Annotated in this window: 10 protein-coding genes; all 10 read right to left on the reverse strand. The window is 31.9% G+C overall.

The annotated features are described in order from the left end of the window. Positions 1–7: 7 nt before the first annotated feature. The gene (locus tag AXE80_RS11225) at positions 8–3,061 is read right to left on the reverse strand and encodes a SusC/RagA family TonB-linked outer membrane protein (protein ID WP_068827334.1); all 3,054 of its coding nucleotides are present in this window, start codon (positions 3,059–3,061) and stop codon (positions 8–10) included. A gap of 536 nt (positions 3,062–3,597) precedes the next feature. Next, positions 3,598–4,350, reverse strand: a complete 753-nt coding sequence (locus AXE80_RS11230) for an SDR family NAD(P)-dependent oxidoreductase (protein WP_068827336.1) — start codon at positions 4,348–4,350, stop codon at positions 3,598–3,600. Positions 4,351–4,379: 29 nt separating this feature from the next. Further along, positions 4,380–4,757, reverse strand: coding sequence for a cupin domain-containing protein (locus AXE80_RS11235; protein WP_068827339.1), 378 nt, complete (start codon positions 4,755–4,757; stop codon positions 4,380–4,382). 11 nt (positions 4,758–4,768) lie between these two features. Continuing rightward, positions 4,769–7,015, reverse strand: coding sequence for an alginate lyase family protein (locus AXE80_RS11240; RefSeq protein ID WP_068827342.1), 2,247 nt, complete (start codon positions 7,013–7,015; stop codon positions 4,769–4,771). A gap of 33 nt (positions 7,016–7,048) precedes the next feature. Continuing rightward, the gene (locus AXE80_RS11245; RefSeq protein WP_068827345.1) at positions 7,049–9,352 is read right to left on the reverse strand and encodes a chondroitinase-B domain-containing protein; all 2,304 of its coding nucleotides are present in this window, start codon (positions 9,350–9,352) and stop codon (positions 7,049–7,051) included. A gap of 197 nt (positions 9,353–9,549) precedes the next feature. Then, on the reverse strand, positions 9,550–10,971 hold the full coding sequence (locus AXE80_RS11250) for a CCA tRNA nucleotidyltransferase (RefSeq protein ID WP_068827347.1): 1,422 nt from the start codon (positions 10,969–10,971) through the stop codon (positions 9,550–9,552). Then, positions 10,971–11,510 (reverse strand): L-threonylcarbamoyladenylate synthase, encoded by a 540-nt coding sequence (locus AXE80_RS11255; protein ID WP_068827350.1) that lies wholly within the window; start codon positions 11,508–11,510, stop codon positions 10,971–10,973. Before AXE80_RS11255 ends, AXE80_RS11250 begins: the two co-directional genes overlap by 1 nt. 140 nt (positions 11,511–11,650) lie before the next feature. Then, a complete protein-coding gene (locus tag AXE80_RS11260; protein ID WP_068827359.1) occupies positions 11,651–12,817 on the reverse strand; it encodes a DegT/DnrJ/EryC1/StrS family aminotransferase in 1,167 nt (388 codons plus the stop codon). Next, positions 12,810–13,733, reverse strand: coding sequence for a GDP-L-fucose synthase family protein (locus AXE80_RS11265; protein WP_068827361.1), 924 nt, complete (start codon positions 13,731–13,733; stop codon positions 12,810–12,812). Before AXE80_RS11265 ends, AXE80_RS11260 begins: the two co-directional genes overlap by 8 nt. Before the next feature lie 11 nt (positions 13,734–13,744). Continuing rightward, positions 13,745–14,809 carry a GDP-mannose 4,6-dehydratase gene (gene gmd, locus AXE80_RS11270; protein ID WP_206208125.1) on the reverse strand — a complete coding sequence of 355 codons (1,065 nt, stop codon included), beginning with the start codon at positions 14,807–14,809 and terminating at the stop codon, positions 13,745–13,747. Positions 14,810–14,967 lie beyond the last annotated feature (158 nt).

Raw genomic sequence — 14,967 nt, forward strand, 5'->3', positions numbered from 1 at the left:
AATTTTGTTAAAATTCTACATTTAATCCTACAGAAATGGTTCTAAAAATTGGAGAACCTGCTCTTTGATATCCATAAGTAGTAGCGCTTGTATCATCAATTGATTCTGGATTAAACCCTGTATAGTCACTAGCTGTTAAATACAATAGGTTTTGTCCTGTAGCATATACTCTTGCTTTTGATAATCCTAATTTAGAAGCCATGTCTTTTGAAAAATTGTATCCAATATTTACATTTCTTAAAGCAACATATGATGCATCTTGAACAATAGAGTTTGTAAAGATTTTTTCTTTAATAAACCCTTGATTTGGTGTTGTTGCAGGGTTAAAATCTTGTGCACTGTTAAAGTGGTTAAAGATGTATTGGTCTCCCATGTTTCTTACTTTAGCCCCATGACTTCCTTGGAACATAAAACTAAAATCTACTTGTCCTAATTTAAAATCATTTGTTAAACTCCATACAAAATCTGGATAAGGATCTCCTAAATTTGCTTTATCATCATCGTCAATTACTCCATCACCATTTAAATCTTTTACATAAACATCTTGAGCTTCTGCTCCAATTGGATGATATGGATCATTTAAATATTCTACTGGAATTTCTTTATCTACTACCCATCCATAAAATGATGAAATAGGTTGTCCTTCTGAGTTAATCCACTCAGCAGCTCTTTTAGTATCTACATTCTGAATTTGTCCGTTAGAATCTGCAAAATTTACTAAAGTATTTTTGTTAAATGACCCTATAAAAGATGAAGTCCATCTAAAGAAACTAGTAGAAAGGTTCTTAGTTCTTAATTCAAATTCTAAACCTTCGTTTTGTACCTCTCCTAAATTCACAAGAGCATTACTAAATCCTGTTGTAGATGATACTGGGTTATATAATAATAACTGATCACTATTACGCTTATAATAATCTACAGAACCAGAAATTCTATTATTAAAGAATCCAAAATCAACCCCTGGGTTAATCTCTACAGAACGCTCCCATTGTAAATCTGCATTGGCTATGTTAATAGGGTTAAAAGCTGTAGTTACATCACCATCTACTATTGCAGTAGAAGGGTTTAATAATGCTAATGATGGATAGTTATCTATTAAATCATCACCAGTATCAATTAATGGATTTCCTGTTATACCGTAACTTACTCTAAACTTTAAGTTGCTAATAAGATCACTGTTTTTTAAGAAATCTTCTTTTGCAATATTCCAACCTACAGAAGCTGCTGGGAAGTTACCATACTTTTGATTTTTTCCGAAAACAGATACTCCATCACGACGAACACTTAAAGAGAATAGGTATTTACTATCAAAAGCATAATTTACCCTTCCGAAGTAAGACAATAAGTTTCTTTCATATTCATATGAGTTATAATCTGAAATAGATGTTGCTGCTCTCATTGTTTGTAATAAATCAGAACTATATCCAGTACCTTGAGTAGTTTCATAATTATAATTCCAAGTTTCTACAGAAGTACCTAAAATAGCATTTACATCATGTTTTCCGAATGATTTATCATAGCTAAGGAAGTTCTCATTTGCCAAGTGAATTTGCTTTTCATTTGTAAGATCTAACTGTGCAGCACTTGCTCCGTTTCTGTTAGACAATACTCCTTGCCATCTTCTTCTATCAGTATACTGAACATCCCCTCCTAAAGTTGTTTTAAAACTTAAGTCTTTAGTAAAATCGTATTTAGCATATACACTACCATACATTTTAAACTTTTTATCTCTTCTGTCTCTCTCTAAAACTTTAGCCGCTGGGTTTGTATTTGATGTATTACTAATATCTATTAAAGTACCATTCCCATCTAAATCATAATTATCAAAATGACGTTGTAATGCATAGTCTCCAACTTTTACATCAGGATAAACAGTTCTATCAACAAACTGAATAGTATTATCATCATGGTACACTGGTAACCAAGAAGGTTGTCTTAAAATATCATGAGTAGAACCATCAAAACGTCTAGTTTCTGTGTAAGATGGTGAAAGATTTGCACCAAAAGAAAATTTATCATTTACCTCTGTGTCAATCTTAGCTTTTAAATTGTATTTCTTAAAATCATCAGTAAGCATTACTCCCTCATCATGTAAATAATTTAAAGAAGTACTGAACTTAGTTCTTTTACTACCTCCTCTTGCAGATAATGAATGACTAGTAATTGTTCCACCATCAAAAGCAATATCTTGCCAGTTAGTATCTACACCAATTAATTGCTTATAACGAGTTCTAGCAGACAATGTACCTGTAGCTGCTTGTTCTGCTGCTACAGTTCCAGCCACAGTAGAATAGTAAGCATCGCTTTGTCTTGCTTCTTTTAAACCAGTATAAGCACTATAAGTAAATTTAGTTTTACCTTCTTTACCTGTTTTAGTAGAAATCATGATTACCCCTTTACTACCTCTAGATCCATAAATAGCTGTAGAAGCTGCATCTTTTAAAATCTCAAAAGATTCAACATCATTCATATCTAATGCACTTAGATAATCATTATCCACAACCAATCCATCTACTACAATTAATGGATCAATTCCTCCAGAAATAGAACCTACACCACGCACTCTAATAGTTGGAGCAGCACCTGCACCACCATCGGTAGCTTGAATGTTTACCCCAGAAACTTGACCTACTAAAGCATCATCTACACGAGATACTGCTATTTGATCTAAGGTTTCGTTTTTAACTTTTGAAATAGCTCCGGTTAAGTGAGATTTCTTTTGACTACCATATCCTACAATTACAACCTCATCTAACTCAGATGAATCCTCTTGAAGCTTAGTAGAAATCTTTTTTTGATCTGAAACAACAATTTCTTGTGTTTTAAATCCTAAATATGACAACACAATCACATCTCCTTTTTTTACCGTAATTTGATAATTACCATCAAAATCAGAAATTGTTCCTGTGGAAGTTCCTTTAATAATTACGTTTGCTCCTGGAATTGGACTATTATCCGTACCAGACAAAACAGTCCCTGTTAAACTGTAGTTTTCCTGAGCAAACAATGCCATATTGAAAAACAATAAAGCAATTAATGTTATACTTTTCTTTAGTTTCATTGGTATTAGTGTTAAGTTAAGTTAATAATTGACGAGTTTAAACCCCTGTTATAGAGTGTTACATAAATACTAGCTTGCTTTGCTTAACTTATGTTTAAACTCCCCTTAACACGCTTTACATAGATAATTTTCTTATTTTTGCAAAAGCGTGTTTATTCATAGTTCACATGCTTTAAATATTACTTCCCTTCAGAATGAAGTAATTTTACCTTATAGAGGATGGGCGTGCACCCATCCTTTATTTTTTCCCCTAAGTTTCGCCTTTCATATATAGTTTAATAGTTTGCATTTTAACGTTGTTTAAGTTTAAATTAAATTGGTTTACCAGTTTGGTTTACCAAATATATACAATAGGATTAGGATAAACAAATTTTTATTTAAAATTTATTATATAAACACAAAAAAAATAGGATAAAATTACACATACACCATATTACAGTTGGTTTATTTAACAAAATGATATTTTATAAATAAAAAAGGATGAGTAAATACTCATCCTTTTTTATTTATAGAAAACTATGTATATAAATTACATACTATGAAAATGCAAGCCCTCCATTGATATCTATATTGGCTCCTGTGATGAAAGAAGTATCATCTGAAGCTAAACAAGCAACTGTATTTGCGATCTCTTCTGCCTGACCTTCTCTTTTTAAAGGAGTTGAAGCAGCAACTTTTTCACGAATTGCATCTACCGTAAAAGTATCGTGAAAAGTAGTAGCAATCATACCAGGACATAATGCATTTACACGAATACCTTTAGGACCAACCTCTTTTGCTAAACCTCTTGTAAAGGTCATTACCGCTCCTTTAGAAGTAGCATATGCAATAGATCCTCCACCACCTCCATCTCTACCTGCTAAAGAAGCAAGGTTTACAATAGAAGCTCCAGACTTCATATATGGTAAAACAGCCTGGGACACTAAAAATGTTGAATTTAAATTTAACTTGATTACTTTATCAAAGAAATCTTCATCCATCTCAGCCATCGTTTTTCTAGCAACCAATCCACCTGCATTGTTTACTAAAATATCAATAGTATCACCAAAAGCATCAATACTTTTTTTAATCATATCATCAACATCAGCTTTAATGGTCATATCTCCTTTTACCATAATCGCTTCTCCTCCTAACTCTCTAATTGCAGTTAGTGTTTCTTTTGCATTCTCTTCGTTGTTATAATAATTCACAACAACCTTAGCTCCTTCTTTTGCTAATTTTATAGAAACAGCTCTTCCTATATCTCTTGTACCACCTGTTACTATGGCAATTTTATCTTTTAGTTTCATATCGTTAAGTTTAATTGTTTACATTTTTTTTATTCCTCTTTATCTCCAAAATAAGACACACCATCACCACTCAAAAAGTCTTCTCTTACAGGACTAAACGTATCAATTAAAATCCCTTCTTCTAAACAAGTAGTTCCATGCCATAAATTAGGTTCAATATAAATTCCATCACCTGCCTCTACTATTTTCTTTACTCCATCAATTTCGAACTCAAATTTACCAGCAGCACAGTAAGTAGCTTGGGTGTGAAAATGTTGATGCGGAGCTCCTGAAGCACCTTTTTCAAATTTTACTTTTACCATCATAATTTGGTTGTCGTAACCTAAGAATTTTCTTGATACTCCTCCACCAAGTTCTTCCCACTCCATATCTTTTGTAATGATATACTTTTCGCTAAATCGTTTCATCTTTTTAAAATTTATTTGATTATTGAATAATGATAAGAGCCCTTCCAGTTATACTCTTTATCGTTGATTATTAATGTATGTTCTTTTGAATTTTTGTCTTTATTGTTTGAAATAATAATTAAATGCTGTTCTTTATCAACAGTCGTAATTTTTACAGCTGTATAATTTTCATCATCATGAACAACTTTTAGATTTTCTATATGACTTTTAGAATCTACCGAGAATTCTGATACATGACTATAACTTCCATGAGGTTCTATAATGCTAGCAAAAACAGTATTTTTTGCATTTCTACGAATCATATACCCAGCATCTCTTCTTAAATTAAATTCAGGATCATTGGCTCCAATTCTGGTAAACAACAACTCATCGTTTTTTTGACTTGCTGTAGAAATGGTGTAAAAAACTTCTTTGTTTAAGAAAGAAAATTGATTGATTTCTTCAGAAGATTTCCCTTTTGCCTCTAACCACAAATGTTGATATCCATTTTTAGTTCCTAATGGTTTTAAGCTATTTTCTGTAACATAGTTAAAGTTGGTGTTGACCACTTGTCCCATAAAATAAAATGGAAAATCGTATTGATTCTGAGTATTGGATACAACTTTCATCAAATCAATAACTATAGGTTTATCAGATCCTTTAAGATTCATCATCACCAAAGTTCTGTTTAACTCTGTACCTGGATATGCATTTGTTTCTTTTGCACTAATGATTTGAAAATCTTCGTTAGAAAAATCTTTGAAGTTTAAGTCTGAATGATGTTTACTTCCTATTTCGTATTTTCCACTAAAATGAGAAGTTTCATTCTGTATAACCGTATTATGCGCAATACTTTGCTTTGCCCAAGTTTTGTTTTCTTTTAAGTAATTTCCTCCTCCTTTTTGCTCAATATTTACAAATCTTGCCAATCCGTAATCTTGAATTACTTCATTTCCTTTTTCATATAAAGAGTAAGAAAGTTTATCATAATGACCGTGACTTAGGCCTTGAGCAGCATATTTAAACACCAAAGTAAAATCTTCATTCCCACTTCTTAATACACCAACACCACCTTGTTTTCCATCAGCACCATCAGTTAAATTGATTGATTTTTTTTGAAAAGGTTTTACTTTACCATCGCGAATAGCCAAAGCCACTTCTAGACCAGAATCATCTAACAACACACTTTGCTGCTTAGCTGCAATACTTAATAACTGTGGATTTAATCCTCCGTAATAGTAGGCAATATCAACAGCTGTAACCAATTCTCTTGAATAATAAGACATTCCTTTTTGTCCATCATTTAACGGAAAAAATTTTCCATCAGCATCGGTTAAATTCAACAAAGCAGTTACAGATTTTAGTAAAACTCCGTTTTTATGTTCAAATATTTTTAATTCAGGTTTTACATTTTGCAAAGCTTCTGCAAAAACCAAAAAAGGATACATGGCATAACGCTGATAGTAAGGCCCTTCTGTATAATATCCGTCTGGAGAAAAAGGTTCATCTATATTGGCCAAGAAACCTGTTTGTTGACCTTCTTCTCTAATTAAACCACCATCATTATCTTTAGCACCAGCAGGCAATCCATCATCTTTTAAACCATACAAAGCTCTTTCTAACAACTCAGCATCATCCATTACCAATGCAATCATTCCAACCGCTGCATTCCCCCAAGTACTATGATTGTGAACTCTGTTAAAAAACTGTGGATTTTCAATTGAAATAAAATCAGCAAAAGGTTTGAACAAGTTTTTTTCTAACTTTTTTCTCTCTTTTTTTGATAGCCAATCATAAATACAGTCATAAGCTTGACTTGTATAAACCAACCAATTAGAATCGTTTAAACATTGCCAAAACAATTTACCTCTTGCATAAGATCTTGTTTGCGGATGTACTGGTAAATCTTTATACATTGCCTCGTATTGAAACAGCATATCACGCACATAAACTGCATATTTTTCATCTTGTAAAATTTGAAACAACACCCCAGCTTTTTGCATCATCAAAAAGTTTCTCTTGTGTTTTTCATGCGTATAGCCTCCAGAAAAATCTTTAGGAATTGGCGTATCAATTCCCAACTCAATTTCTGCATCTACTTCTGCTTGAACATTTTTTAAAGTAGCATCAAACAAAGGTACAGTCCCTAATTCTTTCCTAATTTTTTCTACTCCAGATTTGGTTAAAATTAAACTAGGATGTTCTTGTGCTTTTACTTCTACAGCCGTAATCAGCCCAATAAAAGTTAATAAAAGAACGATATGATGTTTTATTTTCATGTTTAATGTTTTTATACTCAAAACAGATTGATGTTAGTACATCAATTTTTGTTTTAGGTTTTGTACAATTTTAAATTCTCCAGAATTTTTAATCTTGTTGTTTTCTGGTTTTTGACCTTTTTCTCCCCAAAGAATAGCGATTAATTTTACAGGATTATTGATGAATGTATTTTCAGAAATTTCTGCTTGTACAATTCCTTGGTTCTTGATTAAAATTTTATCTGCTGATTCTTTACCAGAATGGGTAATAGTATTGTTCTTAAAAATTAAATTCCCTCCAATGGTAGACTCATCATATCCTCCTCGGAAATAATCTAGCACAGTACCTTTTACCTCATCAAAATTGCTGTTTTCTATAAACACAAATTCTGCATTATAATCTCCTTTAGCATCAATTTCTTGATTTAATAAAAATCCATTTTCTAAATTTTTGACACTTGTGTTTTTAACTGAAATTGTATCTGCAAAAGATCCTTTTGAAACACTTAAAGCAGTTTTAAAGTTTGAAATTTCTACATTGTTTAAAAACAAATTATAGGCTTTAGACATGTTTTTGTCTAAGGTTGCAAAGGCGTTTTGAGTTTTATTTCCTTTAACACTTATGTTTTGCAAACGTAAATCTCCTTTTGGTTTCATTAAAAAAGCAGTGTTGTTAGCAGTAAAATTCAACAATACTTTTTTATGTTCATCCGCAGAGGTGATGGTTATTTTTTTATCAATATCAATAGTAGTATCTAGGGTATATTCTCCAGACTCCAAAACAATGATATCTCCATTTTCTGCACTTGCTATTGTCGATTTTAAATCTTTTGGATGAATGGTAAACGTTTTTGGCTCTCTTTTTTCTTTTTTAGGATTGAACCAATCTGTACCATAATTAGATTCGTTAACCAAAACCATATTTTCTTTTACAGGAATGGTAATAGCCCCAACAGCATTATTTTTAGCTCTTGATTCACCAAATAAATCAGTGTTTATGTTTTCAAAATCAAATCCATTATAGACCTCTGTATTATTTTTTGTTGGCACAAATAAGTTATCACTAAGCTTATTTACAGAAAAATCAACAGTTGTTAATCCTTTAGGCTTTACTTCACTTTTGTTTTCGTTATTGGTGATGTTTTTTTCAAAAAGGATTCCATCAACCTTATCGTAGTTAAGAATTGGGTTAGTTGCTGTTTGATTATTGTAAATTAAATTATTTGCAAAAACTGTTCTAATAGGTCTTGCAGAACGAATTTCTGATTTTGGTAAAACAGCACTTTTATCTACATTAGAACCTACACTAAAAAACCACGGAGTTGGACATTCTACAAAAGAATTGTAGGCTACCACTACATCTGTAACTTGATTGTATCTGTTTAATGGTGATTTTGGAATTCCATTCATTACCGCTAATGGCGCTCTAAACTCTGAACCTTTTAGCTTATAAAAATAATTATTCATGATCCAGTGACCCGTATTTACAACTCTAATCCCTCCGATAAACTCAGAATTATCATTTCCTATAAATACATTCCCCTCAATAGTTGCATAATTTCCATGTCGTAACACAAGTGATCCTTCACTCTCAAAGAAAACATTGTTTTTAAAAATATTGAAGTTTGATTTACTAGAAATAATTTCAACTTCTCCATTACATCTTTCAAAATAGTTATTAGAAATGTTTGTGTACGAAGGAGTCATTGAAGTACCACTATCTCCGATTTGCAAAGTTTCTCCATGAGGCCCACCTTTTCTAGGGCGTGGTCCAAAGTGATTATTGATAATTTGATGATGATTATTTATATGCTGATTTCCTTTTAACTGAACCCTTACTGTAGGTCCAAAATTAGATTTACCCGCAATGTAACAATGACTTAACTCGTTATGTTGCCCCCAAAACTCTACCCAATGATCCGTAGCATCTCTATCTAACTGTGTAAATTCTTCTATAACACAATTGGTAACTTTACTATGATTAGCCGGAGTATCATCATCTGTTTTAAAAAGAATCACCACATCTGTTGGTGTATAACCATTTCTAAAGTGTAAATCTTTTACCACTAAATGATTTCCTCCAATTTTTAAATTAGAAATTCCTTCTATAAATACTTTTCCTGGAGTTTCTGCTCTTAAAACAATTGGATTTTCTTTTGTTCCATTTGCTTTAAAAACAATTTCAACATCTTTCCAAACACCGTTTGCCAAAACAATTTCATCACCAGCTTTTGCCGTTGCTATTTTAGCATGAAGCTCTTTAATAGTAGTTAGTTTTTCTACAGAATTTGATTCTTTAGATTGACATGCGAACAACAAAACACTCGCGAATATTAAAATAAATTTGATTTTACTCATAACTAATTAAATTGGTTTACCAGTTTGGTTTACCAAATATATCAATTATAAAACAATCAAACAAAAGAATCTACAATAAATTAGATAATTAATTATGAAATCCTCAATAATCATCAAGATTTTAAGTTGTAATTATTTATACAGAAACAAAAAAGCCGAAGATTTCTCTTCGGCTTTTTTTATTTTTAAAATTTATTTTATGCTTTTAACCCTAAAGCTTCTCCCCTTTTTAGCATTAGTTGATAAGCTTCATCATAATCATTTGAAATTTTTCCATCTAAAATAGCTTCTTTAATAAAGTCTTTAATTTGACCTATTTCTCTACAAGGTTTTAAATTAAAAGTTTTCATGATAATTTCTCCAGAAATAGGAGGCTCAAAATTACGAACCTTATCACGTTCTTCAACTTCTTTAATTTTTTCTCTAACCAACCTGAAGTTGTTGTGATAACGTTTAAACTTATTAGGATTTTTTGTAGTTATATCAGCCTCACACAAAGTCATTAAACTTTCTATATCGTCACCAGCATCAAAAACCAATCTTCTAACTGCTGAATCGGTAACATCAGAAGCCAATACAATAGGTCTTGAACTTAATAAAACCATTTTTTGAACAAACTTCATCTTATTATTTAATGGTAATTTTAATCGTTTAAACAATTTAAATACCATTTTAGACCCTACAAACTCGTGATTATGAAAAGTCCATCCTACTTTTTTAGAAAAACGTTTGGTAGGAGCTTTTCCAATATCGTGCAACAAAGCAGCCCAACGCAACCAAACATCTTCTGTGTTTTCAGAAATATTATCAACCACCTCTAAAGTGTGATAAAAATTATCTTTATGCTTTTGCCCCTCTACCTCTTGCACACCTTTTAAGGCTGTTAATTCTGGTAAAATTTGATGTAGCAATCCTGTTTCTTCTAAATGTAAAAATCCAACAGATGGCACTGGAGATTCTAAAATTTTGTTAACCTCAACCATTACTCTTTCTCGAGTAATAATTTTTAATCTTTCGGCATTTTTAGAAATAGCCGACAAAGATTCTTTTTCAATCTCAAAATTTAATTGTGTGGCAAACCTAATGGCACGCATCATTCTTAACGGATCATCAGAATAAGTGATATCTGGATCTAAAGGTGTACGAATTATTTTAGATTTTAAATCATCAATACCTCCAAAAGGATCTAACAAATCACCCAAAGAATTTTGGTTTAAAGAAATTGCCAAAGCATTGATGGTAAAATCTCTACGATTTTGATCATCTTGTAAAGTTCCCTCTTCTACTTCTGGATTTCTACTATCTTCTGTATAAGATTCTTTTCTAGCTCCCACAAACTCAATTTCTATGTCTTGATAACGCAACATAGCCGTACCATAAGTTTTAAAAACCTGTACTTTTGGTTTATTAGGTAATAAATCGGCAACCTTTAAAGCCAAATCAATTCCGCTCCCAATGGCAACCACATCAATGTCTTTTGCTGTTCCTCTTTGTAAAATAAAATCGCGTACAAAACCACCAATCACAAAAGCATCTACTTCTAATTGTTTTGCAGCCTTGGTGATGTATTCAAAAACGGGATGCTGAATGGCAGATTTATAGTTCTCTAGAATTTGCATTAAGGACGTATTACGGTTACCTGATTTTGATTTGTGACTTTGATAATTGTCGAAGATTTTTCACAAATTTTATCGTGGTGCAAATCTACTACATAATCTACTGCCTTCAAAATTGCTGGACTTATTTCAGAAAACTGTTTTGGAGTAGGTTCTCCACTAATATTTGCCGAGGTTGACACTATAGGTTTTCCAAAATCAGCAATCATTTTTTTACAAAACTCATCAGAAGCAATTCTAATAGCAATGGTATTGTCTTTTCCAATAGCGTTTTTAGCAATTCCAATAGGATGATCGTATACAATAGTTGTTGGATTTGTAGCTTTTTCTAATATTTCTAAAGCTTTTTTGGGAACCTCAGCAACATATTGTTTTAACATTTCTAAAGAAGAAACTAAAATCACCAAACTTTTAGTTTCTTCTCTTTGCTTAATGCTATATATTTTTGCCACCGCTTGCTCAGAAGTAGCATCGCAACCAATACCCCAAACAGTGTCTGTTGGGTAGAGGATGGTTTTATTATGTTTTAAACTGTTCTTCATTTGGTTGCCAAAAATAATTCATTTTTCTGAACTCATACCTCGAGCATATGACTATTCTCAAGAAAGAAATTTCTTTGTTCTATGAAGAAAAAATCCTTAACAAAATAAAGTTAAGGATTTTTTAATTTATGATAGGACACTTATAGTGTTCCTATGACACGATGCAACTTATTAATTTCTTGAGTAAGATCAACTTGATGATTCCCCACAAAGAAACCATTTACATCTAAATATTTAGCATTTTTCATCTCCCCAAATATTTCATAATCAAAATACTCCAACACCTTGTTTTTAGTAAAATCTCCTGTTACTATCGGACGTGAATCAATATGATTTTCAGTTAATAAATTGATAACATCAGTACGTTTTAATTTAGATTCCGGTTTAATAATTAAACTAAATCCAAACCAACTACTATTATCAATATCTTGTTGTATTAAAAAATCTTTGTGATCTTGAAATAAAGAAACAAACAAAGCTGCATTCTTTCTTCTCTGTGCTAAAAAAGAAGGAAGTTTTTTTAGTTGCTCACTACCTATAACACCACTCATTTCAATAGGTCTTACATTATATCCAGGTAAAATAAATTTAAAAGACTCCTCGAACCAATCATCACTCTTTTCTACCAATGTATTTTCCTTTGGCAAGTTACGAGTCCATCCATGTGTACGTAAACTTAACATGATATGATACAACTCTTCATTATCCGTAACAATAAGACCACCTTCCATAGTTGCCATATGATGTGAAAAAAAAGTAGAATAACTACCTAACAAACCAAAAGTCCCTGTTTGTTTCCCTTTGAATTCAGCTCCCATTGACTCACAGTTATCTTCAAAAACGATGATGTTATTTGCTGTTGTTAATTTATTAATTCGATCAAAATCATTTGGATTCCCTAACAAATTTACAGCCACGATCAACTTTGTTTCACTACTTACCGCTTCTTCTAACTTATCTAAATCATAATTCAAAGTATTGATGTCTACATCTACAAATTTTAGTTTTAAACCATACTGGTATAAAGGAAAGTAAGTTGTAGACCAAGAGACAGCAGGCACAATAACCTCATCTCCTCTTTTTAATTTATTCTCTTTGGTATAGAACAAAGCTGCAATGGCAATTAAATTTGCAGAAGACCCTGAATTCACCATCACTGCGTATTTAGAATTTACAAATTCAGCAAATTCTTCTTCAAACTTTTGCACTCCTTTCCCCATGGTGTACATATCTGAATCAATCACCTTATTGATCGCTTTTATCTCCTTATCATCCCAAGTTGATGATGCTAATGAATATTTAATCATTTGATAATGTTTTATAGTACTGTAACGTTTTTGTTATTCCGTCTTCTAAACTTGTTTTAGACTTCCATCCAAACTCATTCAACAGTTTTGTATCAATTACTTTTTGTTTCATTCCAACAGGCTTCGTTAAATCATGTGTGAAACGACCTTTATAACCAATTACATTGGCTATTGCTTGGTAATATTCATTGATAGAATAATCATAACCAAGACCTACGTTAATATTCTGAGGCATCTCTGTTAACTTACTCAAAGCATAATGAATAAAATCAACTAGGTCCTCAACATACATAAACTCACGTTTTGCCAATCCATCTCCCCAAATTTCTACGGTTGACCTCCCTTTTTGTTTGGCCTCTACAATTTTTCTTATGACTGCTGGAATCATATGAGATTTTTGAGGATCAAACTTATCATACTTCCCATATAAATTACAAGGAATTATGGTTTTATAAGTAAACCCTTCTTTTGCATTTGTTATGTACTCACATAAACGTGTACAAATAATTTTAGCCAGCGCATACCCTTCATTTGTCGGCTCTAATTCTCCTTGTAAAATTAAGCTTTCTTTTAATGGGTTTTCTGCATTACGAGGATACATACAAGAACTCGCTAAATTGATTAGATTCTTAACTCCATGCTTTTTTGCAGACAAAATTATATTCTTCCCCATGTCTAAATTATCTACTAAAAACCCTACTGGATTCTCCATATTTGCCTGAATACCTCCTACTAAACCTGCCGCATGTACGATAACATCTGGCCGATGTTTTTTAAGATACATATCCACAAGACCTAACTCTTTTAAATTTAATTCAGAACTCGTAGGAGCTAAAATTTGAAACGAGGAAAATTTAGAACTAGTAATTAGGTTTTTACCAACCATACCACTACCTCCTGTAACTAAAACCTTCATACTTTTTTACATTATTTTTGCTGAAAACGAACAACAAATTCTAAATCGTGTTTCATCATTATTTTAACCAAGTCATCAATAGAAGTTCTACTTGGGTTCCATCCTAATTGAGTATGTGCTTTTGTGGGATCCCCTAACAAAGTCTCTACCTCTGCAGGTCTATAATATTCTGGATCTACCTCTATTAATACTTTTCCAGTTTCTTTACAGATTCCTTTTTCATTCTCTTCTATTCCTTCCCAAATTAATTCTATTCCAGCTTCTCTAAAGGCTAACTCACAAAAAGTTCTAACAGAGTGTTGAATCCCTGTAGCAACTACATAATCTTCAGGAGTATCTTGTTGTAACATCAACCACATACATTCTACATAATCTTTGGCATATCCCCAATCACGTAAAGAATTTAAATTTCCTAAATATAATTTTTCTTGCAAACCATGTTTAATTCGTGAAGCTCCTAAAGTAATTTTTCTTGTGACAAAAGTCTCTCCTCTTCGTTCTGATTCGTGATTAAACAAAATACCATTTACGGCGTACAAACCATACGACTCTCTATAATTTTTGGTAATCCAATACGCATACATTTTAGCCACACCATAAGGAGATCTTGGGTAAAAAGGAGTGGTTTCTTTCTGTGGAACTTCTTGAACTTTACCATACAACTCTGACGTTGACGCTTGATAGATTCTTGTTTTGTCTATCAATCCACAAATACGCAAGGCTTCTAACAAACGTAAAGTACCTACCGCATCTGTTTGGGCTGTATATTCCGGCAAATCAAAAGACACTTTAACATGAGACTGAGCTGCTAAATTATATATTTCGTCTGGCTGTATCTCTTGTATCAATCTAATTAAGTTCGTTGCATCTGTCATGTCCCCATAATGTAAATTCACTTTTCGATCTTTATGTAAATCTTCAATAAGCTCATCTATATATAAATGCTCAATACGTGAGGTATTAAAAGAAGAAGCTCTACGTATAACTCCATGAACCTCATATCCTTTTTCTATTAATAATTCTGCTAAATAAGAACCGTCTTGACCATTGATCCCTGTAATTAATGCTTTTTTCATTTTCATTTTTATAATTAAACGTCTTTTATTAAAGACAGTTCTCTTCTCTTGTTTCTATTTTGTATAAATTTGCTATTGCATAAATTTACGAACCGTCACGAAAATATATTTAGTTGTTTACATAAAATATTCTATTTGAAAGGTATTTAGCGACCTTA

The sequence above is a fragment of the Wenyingzhuangia fucanilytica genome, from assembly GCF_001697185.1.
Lineage (GTDB): Bacteria > Bacteroidota > Bacteroidia > Flavobacteriales > Flavobacteriaceae > Wenyingzhuangia > Wenyingzhuangia fucanilytica.

Excerpts from the sequence above, each read along its gene's own strand:
- AXE80_RS11225 (WP_068827334.1), bottom strand. The coding sequence starts at position 3,061 with ATGAAACTAAAGAAAAGTATAACATTAATTGCTTTATTGTTTTTCAAT.
- AXE80_RS11230 (WP_068827336.1), bottom strand. The coding sequence starts at position 4,350 with ATGAAACTAAAAGATAAAATTGCCATAGTAACAGGTGGTACAAGAGAT.
- AXE80_RS11235 (WP_068827339.1), bottom strand. The coding sequence starts at position 4,757 with ATGAAACGATTTAGCGAAAAGTATATCATTACAAAAGATATGGAGTGG.
- AXE80_RS11240 (WP_068827342.1), bottom strand. The coding sequence starts at position 7,015 with ATGAAAATAAAACATCATATCGTTCTTTTATTAACTTTTATTGGGCTG.
- AXE80_RS11245 (WP_068827345.1), bottom strand. The coding sequence starts at position 9,352 with ATGAGTAAAATCAAATTTATTTTAATATTCGCGAGTGTTTTGTTGTTC.
- AXE80_RS11250 (WP_068827347.1), bottom strand. The coding sequence starts at position 10,971 with ATGCAAATTCTAGAGAACTATAAATCTGCCATTCAGCATCCCGTTTTT.
- AXE80_RS11255 (WP_068827350.1), bottom strand. The coding sequence starts at position 11,510 with ATGAAGAACAGTTTAAAACATAATAAAACCATCCTCTACCCAACAGAC.
- AXE80_RS11260 (WP_068827359.1), bottom strand. The coding sequence starts at position 12,817 with ATGATTAAATATTCATTAGCATCATCAACTTGGGATGATAAGGAGATA.
- AXE80_RS11265 (WP_068827361.1), bottom strand. The coding sequence starts at position 13,733 with ATGAAGGTTTTAGTTACAGGAGGTAGTGGTATGGTTGGTAAAAACCTA.
- gmd (WP_206208125.1), bottom strand. The coding sequence starts at position 14,809 with ATGAAAAAAGCATTAATTACAGGGATCAATGGTCAAGACGGTTCTTAT.